Raw genomic sequence first — 21,206 nt, 5'->3', positions numbered from 1 at the left:
CACATGAGCCTGTACAACAGCGTTGAACAATTCGAGGCAGACGTCACCCTGGCGCATCTGATAGTCCACGGCGACGAGAACGCCACGGCAGAAACCGAAGGCGGCCCCGTCGACAGCTTCGCCAAGCTGATGGCCGAACTGCGCGCCGCCGTGGGTGACGAGTTCGACACCGCCGCCATCCTGCAGCGCCTCAGCGCGCTGGAGGCCAAACCCGCCCCGGTGCCGGTGCAAACCGTCGCCGCCAGCCGCGCCCTGGTACTGGCCGACGCCAGCCAATACCTGGCCGTGGATAGCGCCGCAGCCGTCACCCTCACCCTGCCAGCCCAGGCCACCGTCGCCTGGCCGGATAACACCGAGATTTACATTCAGCAGATCGGCGACGGCCAAGTCACCATCGCCGCCAGCGCCGTCACCATCATCACCGAAGAGACATTGACCACTCGCAAGAAGGGCTCCCCCGTCACCCTCAAGCGCCTGGGAGCGGATCTGTGGACGCTGTTTGGCTCGCTGGAGGCTGCAGCGTGATTCGGGGGGTCATAGCCAGCGCCAATGCACCAGCCGCTACCGGGGCAGCGGCAACCGGCGGCACGGTCACGGATATCGACGTTGGCGGCATCGCATACAGGGTTCACACCTTTACCGAATCAGGCAGCTTTGAGGTTACCGGGGCAGCGGTCGAGGTTGACTATCTGGTCGTGGCTGGCGGCGGGTCTGGAGGGGGAGCAAATACCGGCGGTGGTGGCGGTGCCGGTGGAATGTTGCAAGGCACAACCATGATTTCTGCCGGGAGCCATGCGGTAGTTGTGGGGGCTGGTGGCATAGCTTCGGCAACCTACGGTATCGGCGTCAATGGTGAAAGCTCAGCTTTGGGCGGCTTGATTGCCGACGGTGGCGGTGGCGGTGGTCGCTCACAAATCAGTTCAGCTGCTGGCCTGTCGGGCGGCAGCGGTGGTGGCAGTGGTGGCCGTTGGACTGAATCTAGTCCGCCAGTGCGAGCTACCGGAACCAGCGGACAGGGTAATGACGGCGGAATTTGGACGCTAGCCCAGTCAGTTGGAACAAACTACCGAACTGGTGGCGGTGGTGGTGGCGCTGGTGAGGCCGGGGACGATGCAACTAACAGCCCGCTTTCCTATGGTGGTGATGGTTTAAGCTCTTCTATCAGAGGCACCCCGGAATATTTCGCTGGTGGCGGTGGTGGTGGTACTAACGGCGGCGGCGGTGCGGCTGGCGGACTAGGCGGTGGTGGTAAAGGTGCAGCGAGATACACCGGGAGCGATTGGTTTGCAGGAGCCGGTTTACCCAACACCGGCGGCGGCGGCGGTGGCGGATCAGACACCAACCCCAAGGGCGGAAACGGCGGCAGCGGCATCGTAATCATCAGATACAGGATCTAACACCATGAACGCATACCGCACAGTACACACCCCCGCCGGCCTGGCCATGATGGCCGCAGCGCAAGCCAGCGGCTCGCCCATCAACCTGGTAGAAATGGCCGTGGGTGATGGCAACGGCAACCCAGTTGCACCCGAAGTCCTCACCACCGGCCTGGTGCGCGAGCGTTACCGGGCAACAATCAACAGCGCAACTCAGCACCCCGGCGAGCCCAACCGCTGGACGGTTGAGCTAGTTATCCCAGTCAGCGTTGGCGGTTTTGTGATGCGTGAAGTGGGCGTCTTCGACAGCAACGGCACTCTGTTTGCCGTGGCTAACCTGCCAGACGCGCAAAAACCGGCCGAGGCCGACGGCGCCTACAGCGATACCGTGGTGCGCATGGAGTTTCTGGTCACCAACGCGGAAGACGTGACCTTCCTGATTGACCCCTCTGCCATCGTTGCCACCCGCACCTGGATCATGAACAACTTCACCAGCGCCCAGCTGCTGCCCGGCGGCAACACGGGCCAGGTGCTCACCAAACAGAGCAACGCTGACGGCGATGTTGACTGGGAGGATCCCGACGCCGCCAACGTCACAGTCGATATGATCGAAGAGCGCCAGACCCTCGCAGCAGGCCAAACGCAAATCGACCTGGCTGTCTGCACCACACGCGGGCTGGCGGTGTACATCGAAGGCGTCCGCATCAACCAGGGCGCGCTGGCGGCCGAGTGGGAGAAGAACCCCGCAGACGAGGACGCATCAATCATTCTCGGCAAGAGCTGGCCCGCCGGCACCAAAGTGCTGATGGCGCAGAATGAGCCCAGCAATATGGCCTCGCCCCCGCTGGAACGCGACCGCAACCTGGCCGACGTGCCAGACAAGGATGCAGGCCGTAATCACCTGGGCGTGTACAGCAAAGAGGAATCCGATCTGCTCGCCCCAGCGGGCCAGGTCGCGTACTTCGCCACGCCCACGCCGCCGAATGGCTGGCTCAAAGCCAACGGCGCACTGGTCAGCCGCGTTGCGTATGCTCGCCTATTCGCTGCCCTGGGCGAGAGCTGGGGCGCCGGTGATGGCTTCAACACCTTCAAACTGCCGGATCTGCGCGGCGAGTTTATCCGAGGGCATGACAACGGACGGGGCGTGGACATCGGGCGTGTATTTGGCACCGTGCAGCAGGGTGCTGTTGGTGAGCACGAGCACATCCTGTTCACAAATGAAATCGTCCACATGAATAGCTACCCGGTGCGTGACGCTAACGACTATGTGACATTTTACGGATCTTCCTCGAACGATCCGGCCTACCGCATGACACGCTCACTCACCGCGCAGAAACCGAGCATGGGCAAGTCTGGTGGAGTGCATAGCGGCGCCGGCGAAACCCGCCCGCGCAACGTCGCGCTGCTCGCCTGCATCAAGTATTGAGGCAACCACCATGACCAAAACCGTCTACCAAACCAACCGCGCCGGCCTGCTGCTGGGGCCTGTTGAGGCCGACGAATCCCCGTTGGAACCCGGCGTCTACCTGCTGCCCGCCGGCGCGGTAGAAATCCCGCCACCGGGTGAATGGCCGGACGACAAGTGGCCCCGCTGGACGGGCGCCGCCTGGGCGCTGGTCAACCGCCCACAGCAAACCGAGCAACCCAGCCCCGCCGCCAAGCTGGCCGCCTTTCTGGCGGACAACCCAGACGTACAAGCCCTGATCGAGGAGCAACAGCAATGAGCCAAGTTCTGGAAATGTGGGAGCACATGCCCGGCGTTGAAGTGGTCTATGCCGTAAGCGCCACACCGCCACCCGGCTGGCTGCTGTGCGACGGCTCAGCACTGGCCGCCGGCACCGCCGACAACCTGCGCGACCTGCTGATCGCCCAAGGCAACCCCTTTGGCGTATCGGGCGTAGATCCGCTACTGCCAGATCGCAGCGGCGAATCACTGCCCTACATCATCAAAGCCTGATAGCATCACCAGCGCTTAGGTCGAAGTAAGCGCCCCCGTTTCGGCGGGGTTCTTCGCCCGCCGTGTAACGCCCCCCGCACCACCGCCGCTAACTGGCTCCCCTCTCGCCCGCGCGTCACCCTCAAGGCTCACAGGTCAACGTACTGCAGGAGCCACCCATGCCAGCCGCTTATCACCACGGCGTGCGCGTCGTCGAGATCAACGAGGGCGTTCGCCCCATTCGCACCGTCAGCACCGCTGTGCTCGGCCTGGTGTGCACTGCCGACGACGCCGACGCCACCCTCTTCCCGCTCAACAAGCCCGTACTGCTTACCGACGTGCTCAGCGCCATCGGCAGCGCCGGTACCGAGGGCACGCTGGCCATTGCCCTCAAGGCCATTGCCGCCAACGCCAGCCCCGTCACCGTAGTGGTGCGCGTGGCTGAAGGTGCAGACGAGGCAGAAACCAACAGCAACGTCATCGGCACGGTCACCGCCGGCGGCGAGTTCACCGGCCTCAAGGCGCTGCTGGCTGCCAAAACCCAGCTGGGCGTTACCCCGCGCATTATCGGCGCACCGGGGCTGGATACCCTGCCGGTAGCAACCGAGCTGGTCAGCGTTGCCCAGCAGCTGCGCGCCATGGCCTACGCCAGCTGCTCTGGCTGCGAAACCAAAGAGGAAGCGGTCACCTACCGCGAGAATTTCAGCGCGCGCGAATTGATGCTCGTCTGGCCCGACTTCACCGGCTGGGATACCGACGCCAACGCCGAGGTCACCATTCCGGCTGTGGCGCTCGCCCTCGGTCTGCGCGCCAAAATCGACCAACAAACCGGCTGGCACAAGACCCTGTCCAACGTCGGTGTTAACGGCGTTACCGGCATCAGCAAACCGGTCTACTGGGATCTGCAAAACCCCGCCACCGACGCCGGCTACCTCAACGAAAACGACATCACCACCCTGGTGCGCGCTGACGGCTTCCGCTTCTGGGGCTCGCGTACCTGCAGCGATGACCCGCTGTTCGCCTTTGAGTCCAGCACCCGCACCGCCCAGGTACTGGCCGACACCATCGCCGAGGCGCACCTCTGGGCCGTAGACAAGCCCATGCACCCCAGTCTGGTGCGCGACATTCTGGAGGGCATCAACGCCAAGTTCCGCGAGCTCAAGGCCGGTGGCTACATCATTGACGCCAGCGCCTGGTACGACGAAGCCGCCAACAGCGCCGCCACCCTCAAAGATGGCCAGCTGCTGATCGACTACGACTACACGCCGGTACCGCCGCTGGAGAACCTCACGCTGCGCCAGCGCATCACTGACCGCTACCTGGCGGACTTTGCCAGCCGCATCAACGCCTGATCACCCAGCCCCGGCCGCACCGGGGCTAACTACTGGAGAGCGCCCCAATGGCCATGCCGCGCAAGCTCAAGAACTTCAACATCTTTAACGATGCCAACAGCTACCAGGGCATCGCCAAAAACATCACCCTGCCCGCCTTGGCACGCAAAATGGAGGCCTACCGGGGCGGCGGCATGAACGGCCCGGTCAAGGCCGACTTGGGCCTGTCCGACGATGGCATTCAGGTGGAATGGACCCTCGGCGGCTGGGATTTGCTCGCCATCCGCCAGTGGGGCGCCACCAGCGCCAGTGCCGTGGCCCTGCGCTTTACCGGCGCCGTGCAACAAGACGACACCGGCGCCACTCAGGCCGTTGAGGTAGTCATGCGCGGCCGGCATGAAGAGATCGACTTCGGCAACGCAGAGCCCGGTGGCGATACCGAGCACAGCATCACCACCACCTGCACCTACTACAAGCTGAGTGTGGACGGTGAGGTCCTGGTCGAGATCGACATTCTCAACATGGTCGAGATCGTCAACGGTGAAGACATCCTCGCCGACCAGCGCGCCGCCCTCGGCATCTAACCCTTGAGCCACAACAACACACCCCCGGTGCGCATGCCGGGGCCGCTCTCAACAAAGGAACGCACCATGGACACCCCAGAACACCCCAAGGCCGAGGCGCAAGCCCAGCCCACCACCGCTGACGACAACAACCAGGTCATCGAGCTGGACGAGCCCATCAAGCGCGGCAACAGCGATATCACCAGCATAACCCTGCGCAAGCCGGTATCCGGCGAGCTGCGCGGCGTGAACCTCATGGAGCTGGCCCAGATGGACGTGCAAGCCCTGCGCAAAGTGCTGCCACGCATCAGCACCCCAAGCCTGACCGACGTTGAGGTCGGCCGCATGGACCCGGCAGACCTGATGCAGTGCGGGGTCGCCGTGGCCAGTTTTTTGCTGACGAAGAAAGCGCGGCAGGCCTCCCTCGAAGCGTAGAAGAAGCCATGGGCGATATCGCCCTGGTGTATCACTGGGGGCCGAGCGAGATGGACCGCCTCGGCCTGCCAGAGCTGATGGACTGGCGCAACCGCGCAATCAAGCAATGGAACCAGGTGCATGGCGCAAAAGCTGAAACTTGAGGTCGTGCTGCAGGCGCTCGACCGCGCAACCAAGCCGATCCGCGCCATCACCCAGGGCAGCGTGGGGCTGGGGCGTGAGCTCAAGACCACCCGCGACCAGCTCAAGCAGCTGCAGCGCCAACAGGGCGACATCAGCAGCTGGCGCACCCTGAACAACGCCACCAAGCAAACCACGCAAGCCATCAGCGCCAACCGCGACCGCGTGCGCGAGCTGTCGCGTCAAATGGCGCAAACCAGCACGCCCACCCGTGCACTGAGCAACGATTTTCGCCGCGCCGTGCGCGAAGCCCACGCCCTCAAGCAAAAGCACCAGGAGCAGCAACGGCAGCTGCAGGGGCTGCGCGGCAAGCTGAATGAAGCCGGCATCAGCACCCGCAACCTGGGTGAGCATGAGCGCACCCTGCGCCAACGCATCGACAGCACCAACAACCAGCTGCAAGAGCAAGAGCGCAGGCTCAAGGCCGTCACGGCCCAGCAGCAGCGCCTGGCACGCGCCAAACAGCAGTACCAGCGCACCCAGGCAATGACTGGTGCCATGGCCGGTACCGGTGCCGCAGGCCTGGCCACCGGCAGCGCCATGCTGTACAGCGGGGCACGGCTGTTGGCGCCGGGCATTGAGTTTGATTCAGACGTCAGTCGGGTGCAGGCATTGGCCCGGCTGGAGCGCGACAGCGCCGAGCTGGCAGCGCTGCGAGCCCAGGCACGTGCGCTGGGGGCTGCTACCCAGTTCAGTGCCAACGAGGCTGCACAGGGCCAAGGCTTTCTGGCCATGGCTGGTTTCTCCCCCCAGGCCATCATGGATGCGATGCCGGCGATGCTCGATGCCGCCAAAGCCGGCAACGTGGAGCTGGCCACCACGGCGGATATCGCGTCTAACATCCTCACCGGTTTCAACCTGCAAGCCCGCGACATGACGCGCGTAAGCGACGTGCTGACCGCCGCGTTCACCCGCTCCAACACCTCGCTGGAAATGCTCGGCGAAACCATGAAGTACGCCGCCCCCAACGCTGCGGCCTACGGGCAAGACATCGAGATCATGGCAGCAGCAGCCGGCAAGCTGGGCGACGCCGGCATTCAGGGCGGCATGGCCGGTACCGCGCTGCGCGCCATTCTCAGCCGCTTGGCCGCGCCCCCCAAGATGGCGGCAGACGCCATTGCCGAACTAGGACTGCAGGTAGCAGACGCCGAGGGCAACATGCGCCCCCTGCCCGACTTGCTCAAAGAGATCCACGACCGCACCGCCGCACTGGGCTCTACAGAGCGCGGCGCCATTCTCAAGGCCATTGCCGGCGAAGAGGCAGGCAGCGCGCTCACCGTGCTCACACAGCAGGCCGGCAACGGTGGCCTGCAGACGCTGATCGGTCAGCTGCGCACCGCCCAGGGCGAAGCCGCTCGCACTGCCCAGGTAATGGGCGACAACCTCGGCGGCGATATCGCCGCGCTGAAAAGCGTCTGGGCAGACCTGGGCATCCAGATGCAGGACACCGCCAACAGCGACCTGCGCGGCATGATTAAAGCACTGGCTGAGATGGTGCGTGGCATTCGCCAGTGGATGGTCGAGAACCCGCTATTGGCCCGCGCGCTGATCAAAATCGCCATTGGCCTGGCAGCGCTCATTACGCTGTTTGGCGCGCTGACCATCGCCCTGGCTTCCATCCTCGGCCCCTTCGCCATGATCCGTCTGGGTCTGAGCCTGTTCGGCGTCAAAGCCATGGGCCTGCTGCCCATTCTCAAGGCCGTCGGCACCGCTTTCATGTGGCTCGGCCGCGCGTTGCTGCTCAACCCCATTGGCCTGGCCATCACCCTGTTGGTGACCGCCGGCTGGCTGCTGTACAAAAACTGGGACGGCGTCATCGGCGGGCTGAAAGCCCTGTGGGCAGATCTGGGCAGGGGCGCAAAAGCCATCTGGGTCGAGATCACCACCGCCTTTGACGGCGGTATTCTGGGCGTGGGCCAGCTCATTGCCAACTGGTCACCGCTGGGCATGTTCTACAAGGCCTTTGCCGCCGTCATGAGCTGGTTTGGCGTAGAGCTGCCCGGCAACCTGATTGACGGGCTGGTAGCCGGCCTCAAGCGCCTGGCGCCCGGGCTTGTCTCTGCGCTCAGCAAAATCGCATCCATGCTGCCTGCCAGCGTAAAGCGGGTGCTGGGCATCCACAGCCCAAGCCGTGTATTTGCCGAGCTGGGCGGCTTCACCATGCAGGGCCTGGCCCAGGGCATTCAACGCCAGCAGGGTGAGCCGCTGGCCGCCGTGGCGGGCGTGTCGCAACGCATGGCCAGCGCCGCTGGTGGCATTCGCTTTGACAGCCGCCGCCCGCTGTCGGCCCGCCCGGCCTACGCCGGTAGCACCGGCAGCCGCTACGAGATCCACATTCACGCCGCTGATGGCATGAGCCCGCAAGCCATCGCCCACGCCGTCGCCGCCGAGCTGGACCGCCGCGAGCGCGCCGCCGGCGCCCGCGCGCGCAGCAGCCTGTATGACCAGGAGTAACGCCCCATGATGATGGCCCTCGGACTCTACGTGTTCAGCCTCACCACCACCGCCTACCAACAACTGCAGCGGCAAACCGGTTGGCGCCACCCCAGTAACCCGCGCGTAGGCGCTCTGCCCGCGCGCCAGTTCGTTGGCAAAGGCGACGACACCATCACCCTGAGCGGGCTCATACTGCCCGAGATCAGCGGCCAACGGCTGTCGCTGGATGCCCTACGCCTCATGGCAGACAGCGGCAAAGCGTGGCCCCTTGTCGAGGGCACCGGTCGCATCTACGGCCTATGGATCATCGAAAACCTGCAAGAAACCAACACCCTGTTTTTCCGCGATGGCGCGCCCCGGCGCATTGAGTTCACGCTCACCCTGCAGCGCGTGGATGACAGCCAGATCGAGCTGCTCGGCAGCCTGCTCAGCACCCTCGGCAACATCCTGCGATGATCAACCTCAGCAGCCACCCGGCCCCCGCGTATCGCGTGGTCGTCAACGGGCAAGACATCACCAGCAAGATCAGCCCGCGGCTGATCAGCCTCACCCTGACCGATAACAGGGGCCTGGAAGCAGACCAGCTGGACATCACCCTGTCAGACCACGACGGCCAGCTGGCCATACCGCCCCGGCGCGCGCAGGTTGATCTGTGGCTGGGCTGGTCAGATACCGGGCTGGTGTACAAAGGCAGCTACGTAGTAGACGAAACCGAGCATAGCGGCGCACCAGACACACTCAGCATCCGCGCCCGCAGCGCGGACCTGCGCGCCGAGCTCAGCCGCAAGCGCGAGCGCAGCTGGCACAGCGTCACCCTGGGCGACGTGCTGCACACCATCGCCGAGGCCTACAGCCTCAAACCGGTGATAGACGTGGTGTTGGCCGCCCTCCCCCTCGCCCATCAGGACCAGGCCAACGAGTCAGACGCCAACCTGCTCACCCGCCTGGCGCAAGAGCACGACGCCATCGCCACCATCAAGGCCGGGCACCTGCTGGTCACCCCCGTGGGCGCCGCCAAAACCGCCAGCGGCCTGCCCCTGCCCCACGTGCAGTTCACCCGCACCAGCGGCGACAACCACCGCTTTTTGCAAGCAGACCGCGATGCCTACACCGGCGTGCGTGCCCACTACTACCAGCCCAACAGCGCAGAGCGGCTGGAAGCGCTGATCGGCACAGATGACAATGTCAAAACCCTGCGCCACGTCTACGCAGACCAGGCCAGCGCCCTGCAGGCCGTGCGCAGTGAGTGGCGCAGGCTGCAACGCGGCGCAGCCACACTCAGCTACACCCTGGCCCGTGGCCGGGCCGACCTGATACCGGAAATGACCTTTGGCCTCAGCGGCATCAAACCGGAGATCAGCGCGGTGGTGTGGCTGTGCCGGCGGGTAATGCACCAGGTGAATGAAAGCGGCTACACCGTTGCCCTGGAGTTGGAAAACCAACTGGCAGAAGATGAAGACCTGGCCGCCCTGGTAGAGACGCAATACACCGGGGTGATTGCCTGGTACCGCGACAAAGACGGCAACCAGCAGCCAGTAACAGAAGGGGATCAGACCAGCCCTCTGCGCCTGACTCACTTGTATGCGAGCCAGGCCAGTGCAGAGCGGGCGGTGAAGCGGGAGTTTGGGAGGCTGCAGGGCGCAGATTAACCCGTAATTTTATCTTCAGGCGACTTAATAGTGATTACGCCATTCAAAACATCCTGGCTTGCAGATGAAAGCAGCAGTGAAGTTTGAGCATACGCCTTGCGCACCTCTTCTTTCGTCACCTCATCAATTAGCGGATCTTTTAATATCTTTCTTTGCTTCCTCAGATCGCTCGCCAAAGCTGCCTTATATTTGATCAAATTTGTATCCACATTAAGAAATGCAAAAACTTTCACCAAAAACAGCGTAAGAAAAGGCGCCACCACTGCACCTGCAGGTACGACCATCTTCATCAAATCAACATCACCCTTACAGAAGTAGAGCCCAATCGAAGTGAGCAAAGTAGACATGCCCGCTGTAAAGTATGCCTGTGTCGTTTGAGACTTACTCATACTTCACCCGCCTCAAAGCGCTTTCTTATTTGGTCAACAACATACCCCGTAGAGTCAACCTCAACCGACTGCACGACCTTACCGCCGCGCCTGACAGTGATTACAACTTTCTCATTCGATACAAACCTAAAAAAAACATATCTGATAGCGGCTCGCACAAAGTAGTACAGCCCCGGTAACAACATAATCATCGAGACCCAAAACAAGAACTCCGAAACCGCCTTATACTCAGCCATAACAACTATATTAGTCTATTTTCTTCGCGTGCGTAATGTTTCACCACATCAACAACGGTATAAGTGTGCGTTGATCTGGTTTGCCTACGCAGAGTATGCACTTCCAAAAGAATCCCGAACAGATCATCCTTTGTAAACGACTTTTTACTTTGCTTTACCTGTTCCATAAAAGCTTCATCGATCAGTTCAACTGGGTGCTCTTCTCCATTCCCTAGCTTTACTCTCCAACCTTTAGACGACTCAAAATTAACTTGAGTGAAATGACAGGTTGTTTCGAACTGTTTTGTTTCTTCGCTTTCAAGCGACCCTTCCGGCAGCGGGTTGAATGATTTAGTTTCATCTGACTTAAACTGAAGCATAGGCAGCTCGGCAGCATCCAGCACTTGCACCACACCAGTGGGATTGTTTGCTATTGGCGCTTGAATAAAGTCGTGAATAGACGCTCGTACTTTCTTGTCAACCGCCATTCGACCTACTTTGGCTGTTGTGGTTATAGGCGGCTCGCCCTCAACTTCAATGGTAGCTTCGTCAGCATCTTCATCGAAATCAATGCGGGTAACACGCTTACCCTTCATCTGCTTCACAATTTCCAGCACAGAAGCCGCGCCGACTGTTCCGATCACCCCGGTAATGCCAAGAACCTTCAAAGCAGCCAGCGCGGCAGGGCTGGTTGCAACAGCCATAAATACCACTTCAACTGAACCCTCGCGCGCTGGAGTGGTGACCTTCAGCTCAAGCACTTCGCCGCTCAGCTCTTTGTTTACTGCGTTTACCGATTCGCTCACCCCAGTAATTGCCTTGCCAAGTACAGCCGCGTCAATCTCGTGACGACTGTAGTCGCCGTTTTCGTCATCGTAAGAAATAGAAAATGTTTCGCTGAAAAGCTTAGCCATAAATAACTATCCATTTAAATAATCACGATAGGCGTTAGCTGCCGAACAGCACCCGCTGCCAATGATCCTCACCCACAATAGCGATCGGCACCCCAGCCTCCCGCAGTTCCACCGCCTTCATGATCTTCAGCCCGTAGCTGCTGTGCCGCCATTGCTCGTTACCAACGCTACCCACAACCAGGTAGTGCACCTTTTTGCTCACGCCTTTGGCGATCTCGCCGCCCAGGTCCAGCACAATCTGCTGGCACTCTTTGCGGGGGCCAAACGCCATGACGCCGGTAAATACAAAAGACCGGCCAGCGCAGATCAAATCAGGGGCGGGGTCGCAAAGCGGCAAGTCATTGGGGGCAGTAAAGGTGTGTTCGGTAGGTAGGGGCTTCTCAAGGCTAAGCCCGGCAAAGCTATGCAGCATGCCCAGCAGTTCACTCGCCTCTTCAGCGTCCAACACGCTATCTGCAAGCATCAGGTTCAGACGCTGGTACAACAGATTCACCACAGGGTCATCCAAATGCACCAGGTTGGCTTCCAGCCAGTCACGCAGAAACAGCGCCTCTGACTGGCTCACTACACCATCAGCCACAATCCCGGCAGCGAGCCCGACCAGCGCGTCGGCTGATCGACGGTCCATCCGGGCTTGGTTGAAAAAACGGCTCTTAGCAAATTCGTTGTGCAGGTCAGGCACAGCAACCTCCATGTTTTTGGTCGATTAGCGGGGCTACCGCTGAATAGCCTCTCGAACGGTCCAGAGATCAACAGCGTCGTTGCCGACATAGAGCCGGAATTGCACCTGGGTGAAACCGGTATCTAGGACACTTATCTGGTACTGGCTGCTGAGCGGTACGCAGAACATATTGTTCAGCAGGTAGTCCATAGCGCGGGCGTCATCGCTTACCGCCGCCGTAATGAACTGATCGAGGTGCTCTTCGCTCACACAGCCAACATAGCCACCGTCTTTCAGGCTGGCGGCGTGGCCTGATGAGGTGAATGCGACAGCAACCAATACTGCTGCCAGAGTGTTCTTCAGAAACTCCAATGCGTAGCTCTCCCTTGCTTCGGAGCACCACCAAACGGCGGTGCTCTTTCTGGCGCGCTAAGCCGGCAAGCCTAGCAACGCTCTTACCACCCGCAACACATCCTGCTGCGCCTGCTCATCTAGCTGGCGAAATCCCTGTAGCAGCGCCGCTTCCTGTGCGCTCAACGGCAGAGATACGGACGTTTTCGGGTTTTCCTGGTACTCCATATTTCGCTCCTTGTCAGGGTGTCCGGCGCCACCTTGGCACCGACCACACACCCTGCAGGGAGTGTCAAAGCAATGCGCTCCGGGCGCGATGGCTAATTGGCATCACATCCCGCTGATGTCTCCGCCAACGCGCTCACCATGCGCTGTGCAGCCCCTTGGTCAGCGCTGCGCATCTTGCGAAAGTCTTCAACCAACCGTGCTTCCGGCTCGCTCAGCGAGCTTTCTGGCGTGGGCGCGCGGATCCCGCTGACCACATACAGCACGTCAACACCCACCAGGCGGGCAGCATCCAGCGCTGTGGCGCCAATCTCGCCCGTACCGGCTTCATAACCAGCCAATGTGCGCTTGGCGACGCCGATTTTTTCGGCAAATTCACCCTGCGTCAGGCCTACCCGCTGCCGCTCTTCTTGCAGGCGGGCGCCTATCTGCGCTCTCGAATGATGCAAATATTTTCATCCCTACTATTGACTGATGCAGATTCGTGCATCATCCTTGCGCTGTCATCACATGAAATTGCACGAATTTACACTATGCCCAACGCCTACCCCACAGAGCAAGCCCGCAAAGCCGCCCGCGCAAGGCTCATCGCCCAAGGTCTTTCATCGAAAGAGTGGGCAGAGCTGCACGGCTTTAAACCATCCACCGTGTACGCGGTGCTCAACGGCCAGCAGAAGTGCCTGCGCGGTGACGCGCATCGTGCCGCCGTGCTGTTGGGTATCAAACGGGGCACGGTGAAACCCTACCCCGCCGCCCTAGCAGAGGGGTAACAGAAGATGAACCGCGAGATTCTTGAAACCCGCCGCCAGGTTGTCAGCGCTGTTATCCGTGCCTACCCCGGTGGCCGTGAGGGCGCTGCAGGCCTGCTGGGCCTAACCCTCAAGCAGTTCGACAACCACGCCTACGAGAACAACGGCCACCGGCCGCTGGACGACAGCCAGATCATCCAGCTTGAGGCAGTGACCAAAACCACCTACCTGGCTGAGTACATCTGCCAGCAGTACGCAGGCTTTTATGTGCCCATGCCTGCCGCCGAGCTGCTGGACAACATCGAGCTGCACCAACGCGGCTTGCGCACCTCCAGCAAGCGGGGGCTGGTTGACCAGTACATTGCCAAAGCACTGGACGACGGCGAGATCAGCAGCGCAGAAAAGCGCGAGATCCTCGCGTTACACGCCAAGCACCTGTCAGAGCGGCACGGCCAAGTGCTGGCCACCATCACGCTGCACAGCCGGGTGAAACCATGACTGCCCCAAACCACGGCGGTTATCGCTGCCTGTGCCCGGCCTGCGGTGAGCCGATGTTTATCCGCAAGTCGGAGAAGCAAACGCCCACCTTCCAGACCATGTATGGCCGCTGCAACAACCTGGTGTGTGGGGCCAGCTATGTGGGCTCGCTGACGTGGGATTACACCCTGTCGCCCTCTGGCCTGCCCAACCCACAAGCAACGCTGCCGCTGTCTCCAGCCAAAGAACGGCTGCAGGCCATGCGCGATCTGGCGCCCAGCGCCAACAAAGACCAGCTCACATTCCTTGAACAGCTCGACCAGGAGGCCACCGCATGAACGCCTTACAGGATTATCAGGACGATATGCAGGCCGCTGCACTGACCTACATGCAACGGCACGAGGCAGAGCACCTGGGCGCAAGCCAGGCGCTGATCAACCGCGCGGCAGACCACCTGGAGTGCGCCCTCGGCGTAACCCGCCCGCTGGCAGAAAAGCTGGTGCTGCGCGCCTACGGTGAGTTGCATAGCGCAGAGCAGCCCTACCGGGTAGACCTTGAGGCAACTAGCGCCCACACCCTTGCCCTGGTGGACACCCGCACCGGTCTGACCCACGCCATACCGGCCGAGCTGATCGCGCGCTATTTGATTGCCACGCCCAAGCGAAAACGGCTAACCGCCGTCAACTGACCCCCAAACACCCCAGCCCTTGCCCGCCTTGCGTGGGTAGGGGGCAGCTGCACCCAGAGCACGGTGAACTACATGCAAAACCTGACGCACCAGCCCCCACAACCGCCACAGGCGCCCCGCTGTGCTGCCACCCTGCGCGAGCATCTGAGCAGCCTGCCGGCGCTGCAACACACCGCCAGCAACCACCCCATGCTGCAGGACTGGCTCCAGCACATGCTGACCGAGGCAGCAGCCCGCAACCAGGTCATGCTGAGCTGGTACGCCTCCCGTGCTGACGGTTATCTGCTGGGCCTGAGCTTTAACAGCAAACGCGGCGTTACCGGTGAGCTGCTGGAGCTGGGCCAGCTGTGCCGCCGCCTGTCAGCGGAGGCCGGCCAGTGAGTGCAGTACGTGAAATGCCGCCAGCCCTGCACCAAACGGTGCTGCACCGTCTGAAAGAGCAATACAATTTGGTGCCAGCCGGCAGCACAGGCTGGCTGCGCAAGGGCATGTGCCCGGAGTGCCACGGCGGCAAAAGCAAAGAGCCGTCGCTCTACGCCCACCACGCAGCGCCCTGGGTGCTTATGTGCGGCCGAGGCTCATGCCGGCACCAGATCCACATCAAAGACATCTACTCTGATCTGTTCGAGGATGTCAGCCGCAACCACCCGGCCACCCCGGAAAACCCCGCCGCCAGCGCAGATGCGTACCTGAGCTTTAACCGCGGCTTTGACCTGCAGCAGATCCGCGGCTGGTACACCCAGGAGAACTACTGGGACCAAACTCTGGACATCGGCAGCACCACCGTGCGGTTCACCATGCCCGATGGCGGCTACTGGGAGCGGCTGATCGACCGGCCCAGCCGCTTTGGCAGCAAGAAAGCCCGCTTCAAACCCGGCTGGAGCTACCGGGGTAAATGCTGGGTGCCGCCGTGCGTGGATCTGCTGGAGGTCAAAGAGCTATGGATCGTCGAGGGCATATTCGACGCCATCGCCCTGCTACACCACGGTATCGCCGCCGTCTCCATGATGAGCAGCGCGCCCTACCCCGAGGCCTTTTTGCAGGAGCTGGCCACCCAGCGCCTGGCGCAGGAAGGCAAAGACGGCAAAGCCCCTAAACTGCCCGCCCTGGTCTGGGCGCTGGACAACGAGCCATCGGCCCGCGCCGGCATCCGCAAGTACGGCCCCCGCGCCGCTGAGCTGGGCTATCGCAGCAGCGCGGCGCAGATCCCGCAGCGCGGCCGCAAGGTGGACTGGAATGACCTGCACCAACTGCGCTGGGCCAACATCGATGACGAGGCCAAGCGTAAGGAGCGTATTGATAAAGACCTGCATGAGGCGCGCCACTACGGCGACCTGCTGCTGGCTGAAAGCGCCAGTGATTACGCCATGCTCATGTACACCTGGCACGAGCGCCAGGAGTTCCCCTTTGTCTACGAGAACTGCCTCTACTGGTTCAAGCTGGACCTGAACAAGTACAACGCCGCCCGCGAAGCGCTGGACGGCAGCGAGCGGCAAGAAGACCGCCTCATGACCGAGAAGCAAAAGCGCGACAAAGCCCTGCGCCTGGCCGGCGGTGTTGTCGAGCTGGCCAACTGCGCATTTGAGGCCCTGTACTACCAGCGCAACCTGATCACCGATGAGGCCTGGTACTACCTGCGCATCGACTTTCCGCATGACGGCGGCACCGTCAAAGCCACCTTCACCAGCGGCCAACTGGCCGCTGCGGCCGAGTTCAAAAAGCGCCTGCTGCACGTGGCCACCGGCGCCATGTATACCGGCAGCGGTGGCCAGCTCGATCACCTCATGCGTAAGCAGCTGTACGGCCTCAAGGTGGTCGAAACCATCGACTACATGGGCTACAGCAAAGAGCACCAGGCCTATGTGTTTGCCGACGTTGCGGTCAAGGGCGGGCAGGTTTACCACGCCAACGACGAAGACTACTTCGACATGGGCAAAACCCGCCTCAAGACGCTGCAGCGCTCTATCCAGCTTCACATTGAAACGCGCCCCAGCCACTACAACCCAGACTGGCTGCCCAAGCTGTGGCTGTGCTTTGGCGCAAAAGGGGCCATTGTGCTGGCGTTCTGGCTGGGCTCGACACTGGCCGAGCAGATCCGGGGCGTGCACAAGAGCTTCCCGTTTCTGGAGTTCACCGGCGAGCCCGGCGCGGGCAAGTCCACGCTGATCAACTTCATCTGGAAAATGTTCGGCCGGGCCGACGACGAAGGCAAAGATCCATCCAAGGGCACCCAGTCAGGCCGCCGGCGGTGGATGGGGCAAGTGTCCAACCAACCCGTGGTGCTGCTGGAGGCCGACCGCAACGACCCCAGCGCCGCCGCCGGCGGACGCCCCAAAAAAGCCTACGACTGGGACGAGCTCAAACCGCTGTACAACGGCGGCAGCCTGGGCGTGACCGGTGTAAAGACCGCCGGCAACGAAACCTACGAGCCACCCTTTCGCGGCAGCATCGTCATCAGCCAGAACGCGGCCGTAAGCGCGCATGAGGCAATTTTGACCCGTCTGGTCAAAGTGATACTGATGCGCGCGGAAACAACGCCAGAGAGCCGCGTTGCCATCGCAGAGCTGGAACAAATGCAGGTGGAGCAGCTGAGCCACTTCATGGTCAAGGTAATGACCCAAGAGGCCGGGCTGATGGAATGCTTTCTCAAGGCGTTCAAGGGCCACGAAACCACCCTGCGTGGCGTTAAAGAGATCCGCGTGGAACGCATCATCAAAAACCACGCGCAGATGATGGCCCTGATCGACTGCCTGGCAATGGTCTGCCCCCTCACTCAGCAGCAGGTCAACGAGTGCCGCGCGGAGCTGGTGAGCATGGCCATCGAGCGCCAGTTTGCCATCAGCGCAGATCACCCGGGCGTGGCGCAGTTCTGGGAGGTGTACGACTACCTGGAGGCCGAGCGCGACGACGGCGTAGTCAACCACAGCCGCGACCCCAACCTCATTGCCATCCACATCAACGACTTTGTGCGCCTGGCGGCCGAGCACCGCCAGGAGCTACCCAGCGCGAGCGACCTGCGCACCTGGCTGCCCGACAGCAGCAGCCGCAAGTACCTGGGCCAACGCGCAGTAAACAGCCGGATCCGCGAGCGGCAAAACCAGCAACGCGGCTTCGACAACCTCAAGCCCATCACCGTCCGGTGCTGGGTGTTTGAGAACCCCAACCGGCGCGGCAACGCCGAAACCAACTGAAAGGAAAGCACCATGCAAGGCAAACCGTACATCGGATTTTTTCACGACTTCACCATCACGGACCTGCGCAAGCCCTATTGGGCGTCAGGCCCAGCCAACGGCAAGTACGTGCTGGGTGCCGTGTTGCCCACCCGCGACGGGCGGCGCACGGGCAATGCAAAGATCATGGCCACCTGCGGCGTGGACTACGCCGACGGCACGCCCAGCCAAACCAACTACCTGGTGAAAACCGACGGGGGCAATTCGCGCTGGCTCAGTGGCGCAGAGCTGGAAGAGCTGTTCTATCCGCCAGAGTGGGTGGCCTACATCGCCAAACGCCAAACCCATGACGATGACGTGCGGGCGGCACTGTTCAGCGGCCTGTTCGGGAAGCCCCTGCAATGAGCCACCGCACCCAAGACATCGCCACCCTGGCCGGCAGCGCCGTACTGATCTGCCTGGGCCTGGCCGTGGCCCACTTCTTCCCTGACGCGCTCATGGCCCTGGCGCACCAGTAACACACCGCCGGCGCGGCAACGCCGGCACCCCCAAGGAGAGCACCATGCAAGCAACTGCAACCTACACCAACCAGCTCGACCAGCAGCGCACAGCAGAACACCTGTACAAAAAACTGCAGGCCATGCAGCGCCAACGCCAGGCCGTGCAGGCATCCGGCCTGCCAGCCCTGCGCCGGCTGGTCACCATAGCCCAACGCAGCAGCGGCCAAAGCGCCGTGGTCGCCCGCTTTCTGCTGGGGCTGTACAACGGCCCGGAGCACCCCTTCCCCCTCACCGACCTGCGCGCCCTGGACGAAGAGATCCACAGCGACTGCATGGCCGTGCTGATGATGGACTGGGCACCCGAGCAAGAGGTGCATGAGCTGATCGAGGGCGGGCACCACATCTTCCAGAGCCTGGTGGCGCGCTGGGGTTAACGCCCACCCACAAAAAAGCCCCGGTGAGCGGCAACTCAGCGGGGCTAACCACAGAAAGGAGAGCACCATGCAAGCAACTCAACCCAACAGCGGTACCGAGCAGGCTACCACTGACGGCAACATCAAGCGATACAAGGTTAGCGAGACGTTCGGCGAGTTCGAGGTCAGGCTCGAAGTAGACCACAGCATCCTGACGCCCGCTCGCGCCAAGGAGATAAATGAATTTTGGGGAAGCCCGGAAGATCGGATTGCCGCAGAGAAAGGCGACGAGGTCAAAGCCGTCATCCGCTTGGCCGGCTCACGTGCAGCCGCAATGATCATCAGCGACGGCTGGGGCGGCGCCAGCTTTGGCTCTGGCAGGCCCGAGGCCGGCGAAATCTGGTCAAAGCAATTCCGTGCCCAGGAAGGCTGGGGCGGAGAGGAAGACACCCCATTTGGCTGGTGCGGGATCCGCATTATAGCCGCTGACGTAGAAATGCCCGGCTTCGATGATTTCGAGTTGAAGGAGGTGGCCCGTGGATAAAACTGATAGCAGCGATCTGGAACTGTACGAACACCTCCCCGAATGGGCCACCGGCCATGCTAAAGGCGAGTACGTTCTCGGAGCGCACCTACCAACCCGCGACGGTAGACGCTGTGGCAATGCCCACATCATCGCAACAGAGAAAGCCAGATGGGATGAAGCCAAAACCGTCTACGTCTGCCTGACTGATGCTGGCCGAGTGATGCGGCTCACTAAAAGCGAACTGGAAGATTCTTTTTATCCCCCGGAGTGGATATCCGATATCAACGAGGTCAACCGGAAGTTCAGCCCACACGTGAATCTGTCATCCATCGAAAAAGCCAAGCAGCGACTGCAGGGCTTTCTCCATGCACGCAGCGGACACGACCTCTTCGCCCTGGCAAGCGAAATGGCATTGACCAAAGAAGAGTGGGAGCTGATCAGAACCGACTGTCTCTGGATGTCCGCCAGCATGATCCAGGAGCTGGATGAGCTGTTTGCCAGCTTGGCAGACCCGGAGGCGCCGCTATGAAAGCACTCAGCATTCGCCAGCCGTGGGCGTGGCTGATCATCCACGCCGGCAAAGACGTAGAAAACCGCACCTGGTGCACCAACTACCGGGGGCGCTTCCTTGTGCATGCAGCCAAGGGCATGACCCAGCGCGAGTACCAGGACGCCAAGCAGTTTGCCGCGCTCAACGGCGTGCACAACCTGCCGGAGTTCGACGAGCTGCCGCGCGGCGGCATCGTGGGCAGCGTTGAGCTGGCAGACTGCCTTAGCCGCTCTGATTCCCCGTGGTACACCGGCGACACCGCCCTGGTACTGCGCAATCCGCAGCCGCTACCGTTCACGCCCTGCCCTGGGCGCCTGGGCTTATTTGAGATTGAGGGGGTGGCACATGGGTAAGTATCAAGCCAGAACATGGACTGACGCCGAAGTAGACCAGGTGCGCCGCCGCTACCCCAACGAGCGGGCAAAGGACATCGCTGCTGACCTTGGCCGCCCGCTGCAGCACGTTTACAGCCTGGCCAGCCGCCTTGGGCTGTCCAAGTCTGAGGCGTTCAAGGCAAGCGACCTGTCCGGCCGGTTGAATGGCACACAGGGCGAAGCCGGTCGATTCGCCCCGGGGCGAAAGCCATGGAACCAGGGCAAAAAGGGTATGACCGTCGGCGGTCGCTCCAAAGAAACGCAGTTCAAGCCCGGCCACAAGCCGCACACCTGGCAACCGGTTGGCGCCGAGCGCATCACCCAAGATGGTTACCTGGAACGCAAAGTGACGGACACCGGCTGCACTCGGCGCGATTACCAGGCCGTGCACCGCCTGGTCTGGATCGAGCACCACGGGGAGATACCCGCCGGCCACGTCGTCGTATTCAAAGACGCCCTGCCCAAGCACGAAAACATCACCATCGATCGGCTGGAGCTGATAACCCGCGCCGAGCTGGCCAGCCGCAACACCATTCACCGCTACCCGCCCGACGTTAAACAGGTCATCCGCCTGCAACGCAAGCTGGAGCGCAAAGTTAGGGAGCTGGCAGATGAAGAATAAGATGCAAGACCTCAGAAACCACCTGTTCGCCCAGCTGGAGAGCCTGTCCGACCCGGAAGCCAAAGTGGACCTGGAGCGCGTAAAAGCCATGACCGAGATCAGCAAGGTGCTGGTGGACTCCGCCAAGGTAGAAGTCCAGTTCATAAACGCCGCCGGCGGAAAGCACAGCACCGGCTTTATTGAGTCCAAGCCGGAGCTGCCTGCGCCAGGAAAAGGCATTGGCCGTGAGCACTGACAAGGTAAGCCGCCAGCTACTCGAAACCGAGGCACGCGACTGGCTGCGCCGAGGCTACACCAATAGCCAGCGCGTGGCCGAGCTGCAGGAGCTGATCGCCAGCAAACGCGGCAACGCCGCGGCAAAGCGTCTGCTGGAAGAAATGCGCCGGCAGTGGACCCGCCGGGCCGAGTGGATGCAATAAGAATTCAGCAGTGCAGTTTCTCGGCCCCTGCGGGGGCCGTTTTTTTGCCAGGCGGTT

The 21,206-nt window shown here is 61.9% G+C and carries 32 protein-coding genes; 26 read left to right on the top strand and 6 right to left on the bottom strand.

The window, feature by feature from the left end:
- Positions 1-3: 3 nt before the first annotated feature.
- From C1949_RS11660 to C1949_RS11605, 12 genes are all read left to right on the top strand, one after another.
- A complete protein-coding gene (locus tag C1949_RS11660) occupies positions 4-525 on the top strand; it encodes a hypothetical protein (protein ID WP_104738640.1) in 522 nt (173 codons plus the stop codon).
- Entirely contained in the window at positions 522-1,397 is an 876-nt protein-coding gene (locus C1949_RS19770; RefSeq protein WP_104738639.1) for a glycine-rich domain-containing protein, read from the top strand. Before C1949_RS11660 ends, C1949_RS19770 begins: the two co-directional genes overlap by 4 nt.
- A 4-nt stretch (positions 1,398-1,401) precedes the next feature.
- Entirely contained in the window at positions 1,402-2,802 is a 1,401-nt protein-coding gene (locus C1949_RS11650; RefSeq protein WP_104738638.1) for a phage tail-collar fiber domain-containing protein, read from the top strand.
- Positions 2,803-2,812: 10 nt separating this feature from the next.
- Positions 2,813-3,100, top strand: coding sequence for a phage tail protein (locus C1949_RS11645; protein WP_104738637.1), 288 nt, complete (start codon positions 2,813-2,815; stop codon positions 3,098-3,100).
- Positions 3,097-3,333, top strand: coding sequence for a tail fiber protein (locus tag C1949_RS11640; RefSeq protein WP_104738636.1), 237 nt, complete (start codon positions 3,097-3,099; stop codon positions 3,331-3,333). The genes C1949_RS11645 and C1949_RS11640 overlap by 4 nt, the downstream gene beginning before the upstream one ends.
- 158 nt (positions 3,334-3,491) lie before the next feature.
- A complete protein-coding gene (locus C1949_RS11635) occupies positions 3,492-4,664 on the top strand; it encodes a phage tail sheath protein (RefSeq protein ID WP_104738635.1) in 1,173 nt (390 codons plus the stop codon).
- Positions 4,665-4,711: 47 nt separating this feature from the next.
- Positions 4,712-5,227 carry a phage major tail tube protein gene (locus C1949_RS11630; protein WP_104738634.1) on the top strand — a complete coding sequence of 172 codons (516 nt, stop codon included), beginning with the start codon at positions 4,712-4,714 and terminating at the stop codon, positions 5,225-5,227.
- Positions 5,228-5,293: 66 nt separating this feature from the next.
- Entirely contained in the window at positions 5,294-5,641 is a 348-nt protein-coding gene (locus C1949_RS11625; RefSeq protein WP_104738633.1) for a phage tail assembly protein, read from the top strand.
- Positions 5,642-5,649: 8 nt separating this feature from the next.
- Complete coding sequence (locus tag C1949_RS11620) at positions 5,650-5,784, top strand: GpE family phage tail protein (RefSeq protein ID WP_065335926.1); 135 nt, start codon at positions 5,650-5,652, stop codon at positions 5,782-5,784.
- Positions 5,762-8,275: a phage tail tape measure protein gene (locus C1949_RS11615; protein WP_104738632.1), complete on the top strand. Its 2,514-nt coding sequence runs from the start codon at positions 5,762-5,764 to the stop codon at positions 8,273-8,275. The genes C1949_RS11620 and C1949_RS11615 overlap by 23 nt, the downstream gene beginning before the upstream one ends.
- Before the next feature lie 6 nt (positions 8,276-8,281).
- On the top strand, positions 8,282-8,713 hold the full coding sequence (locus C1949_RS11610; RefSeq protein WP_096005033.1) for a phage tail protein: 432 nt from the start codon (positions 8,282-8,284) through the stop codon (positions 8,711-8,713).
- Entirely contained in the window at positions 8,710-9,906 is a 1,197-nt protein-coding gene (locus C1949_RS11605) for a phage late control D family protein (protein ID WP_104738631.1), read from the top strand. The genes C1949_RS11610 and C1949_RS11605 overlap by 4 nt, the downstream gene beginning before the upstream one ends.
- Here the strand turns inward: C1949_RS11605 and C1949_RS11600 are convergent.
- The 6 genes from C1949_RS11600 to C1949_RS11575 form a co-directional block, all read right to left on the bottom strand.
- Positions 9,903-10,295: a hypothetical protein gene (locus tag C1949_RS11600; protein WP_104738630.1), complete on the bottom strand. Its 393-nt coding sequence runs from the start codon at positions 10,293-10,295 to the stop codon at positions 9,903-9,905. The genes C1949_RS11605 and C1949_RS11600 overlap by 4 nt on opposite strands.
- A 241-nt stretch (positions 10,296-10,536) precedes the next feature.
- Complete coding sequence (locus C1949_RS11590) at positions 10,537-11,424, bottom strand: LAPAL motif-containing putative phage structural protein (RefSeq protein ID WP_104738628.1); 888 nt, start codon at positions 11,422-11,424, stop codon at positions 10,537-10,539.
- 34 nt (positions 11,425-11,458) lie between these two features.
- Positions 11,459-12,106 (bottom strand): BRCT domain-containing protein, encoded by a 648-nt coding sequence (locus C1949_RS11585; protein ID WP_188656537.1) that lies wholly within the window; start codon positions 12,104-12,106, stop codon positions 11,459-11,461.
- Between the two features lie 33 nt (positions 12,107-12,139).
- Positions 12,140-12,457, bottom strand: a complete 318-nt coding sequence (locus C1949_RS11580) for a hypothetical protein (protein WP_104738626.1) — start codon at positions 12,455-12,457, stop codon at positions 12,140-12,142.
- Positions 12,458-12,514: 57 nt separating this feature from the next.
- Positions 12,515-12,664: a hypothetical protein gene (locus C1949_RS19425; protein WP_170063063.1), complete on the bottom strand. Its 150-nt coding sequence runs from the start codon at positions 12,662-12,664 to the stop codon at positions 12,515-12,517.
- Between the two features lie 92 nt (positions 12,665-12,756).
- A complete protein-coding gene (locus tag C1949_RS11575) occupies positions 12,757-13,110 on the bottom strand; it encodes a helix-turn-helix domain-containing protein (protein WP_229744440.1) in 354 nt (117 codons plus the stop codon).
- 84 nt (positions 13,111-13,194) lie between these two features.
- On the opposite strand from C1949_RS11575, the gene C1949_RS11570 reads away from it, so the two are divergent.
- The 14 genes from C1949_RS11570 to C1949_RS11505 all read left to right on the top strand — a co-directional run bounded on the left by C1949_RS11570 (position 13,195) and on the right by C1949_RS11505 (position 21,149).
- The gene (locus C1949_RS11570; RefSeq protein ID WP_096005029.1) at positions 13,195-13,431 is read left to right on the top strand and encodes a DNA-binding protein; all 237 of its coding nucleotides are present in this window, start codon (positions 13,195-13,197) and stop codon (positions 13,429-13,431) included.
- Between the two features lie 6 nt (positions 13,432-13,437).
- Positions 13,438-13,908 carry a YmfL family putative regulatory protein gene (locus C1949_RS11565; protein WP_096005028.1) on the top strand — a complete coding sequence of 157 codons (471 nt, stop codon included), beginning with the start codon at positions 13,438-13,440 and terminating at the stop codon, positions 13,906-13,908.
- Positions 13,905-14,225: an ogr/Delta-like zinc finger family protein gene (locus tag C1949_RS11560; RefSeq protein ID WP_104738625.1), complete on the top strand. Its 321-nt coding sequence runs from the start codon at positions 13,905-13,907 to the stop codon at positions 14,223-14,225. Before C1949_RS11565 ends, C1949_RS11560 begins: the two co-directional genes overlap by 4 nt.
- A complete protein-coding gene (locus tag C1949_RS11555) occupies positions 14,222-14,575 on the top strand; it encodes a hypothetical protein (RefSeq protein ID WP_104738624.1) in 354 nt (117 codons plus the stop codon). Before C1949_RS11560 ends, C1949_RS11555 begins: the two co-directional genes overlap by 4 nt.
- A gap of 72 nt (positions 14,576-14,647) precedes the next feature.
- Complete coding sequence (locus C1949_RS11550) at positions 14,648-14,956, top strand: hypothetical protein (protein ID WP_104738623.1); 309 nt, start codon at positions 14,648-14,650, stop codon at positions 14,954-14,956.
- Between the two features lie 14 nt (positions 14,957-14,970).
- Positions 14,971-17,766 (top strand): toprim domain-containing protein, encoded by a 2,796-nt coding sequence (locus C1949_RS11545; protein ID WP_188656539.1) that lies wholly within the window; start codon positions 14,971-14,973, stop codon positions 17,764-17,766.
- A 12-nt stretch (positions 17,767-17,778) separates the two neighbouring features.
- On the top strand, positions 17,779-18,150 hold the full coding sequence (locus C1949_RS11540) for a hypothetical protein (protein WP_104738622.1): 372 nt from the start codon (positions 17,779-17,781) through the stop codon (positions 18,148-18,150).
- A gap of 157 nt (positions 18,151-18,307) precedes the next feature.
- On the top strand, positions 18,308-18,679 hold the full coding sequence (locus C1949_RS11535; RefSeq protein WP_229744438.1) for a DUF7673 family protein: 372 nt from the start codon (positions 18,308-18,310) through the stop codon (positions 18,677-18,679).
- 67 nt (positions 18,680-18,746) lie between these two features.
- Entirely contained in the window at positions 18,747-19,202 is a 456-nt protein-coding gene (locus C1949_RS11530; protein WP_104738621.1) for a DUF2528 family protein, read from the top strand.
- Positions 19,195-19,713 (top strand): hypothetical protein, encoded by a 519-nt coding sequence (locus C1949_RS11525; RefSeq protein WP_104738620.1) that lies wholly within the window; start codon positions 19,195-19,197, stop codon positions 19,711-19,713. Before C1949_RS11530 ends, C1949_RS11525 begins: the two co-directional genes overlap by 8 nt.
- On the top strand, positions 19,710-20,087 hold the full coding sequence (locus C1949_RS11520; protein WP_104738619.1) for an ASCH domain-containing protein: 378 nt from the start codon (positions 19,710-19,712) through the stop codon (positions 20,085-20,087). Before C1949_RS11525 ends, C1949_RS11520 begins: the two co-directional genes overlap by 4 nt.
- On the top strand, positions 20,080-20,730 hold the full coding sequence (locus C1949_RS11515) for an HNH endonuclease signature motif containing protein (RefSeq protein WP_104738618.1): 651 nt from the start codon (positions 20,080-20,082) through the stop codon (positions 20,728-20,730). The genes C1949_RS11520 and C1949_RS11515 overlap by 8 nt, the downstream gene beginning before the upstream one ends.
- Entirely contained in the window at positions 20,720-20,965 is a 246-nt protein-coding gene (locus C1949_RS11510) for a hypothetical protein (protein WP_104738617.1), read from the top strand. Before C1949_RS11515 ends, C1949_RS11510 begins: the two co-directional genes overlap by 11 nt.
- Positions 20,955-21,149 (top strand): DUF7696 family protein, encoded by a 195-nt coding sequence (locus tag C1949_RS11505; protein WP_104738707.1) that lies wholly within the window; start codon positions 20,955-20,957, stop codon positions 21,147-21,149. The genes C1949_RS11510 and C1949_RS11505 overlap by 11 nt, the downstream gene beginning before the upstream one ends.
- Positions 21,150-21,206 lie beyond the last annotated feature (57 nt).

Origin of the sequence: Halopseudomonas oceani, assembly GCF_002903165.1 — a bacterium.
GTDB classification, from domain to species: domain Bacteria; phylum Pseudomonadota; class Gammaproteobacteria; order Pseudomonadales; family Pseudomonadaceae; genus Halopseudomonas; species Halopseudomonas oceani.
This window is presented reverse-complemented; position numbering and strand designations above follow the sequence as displayed.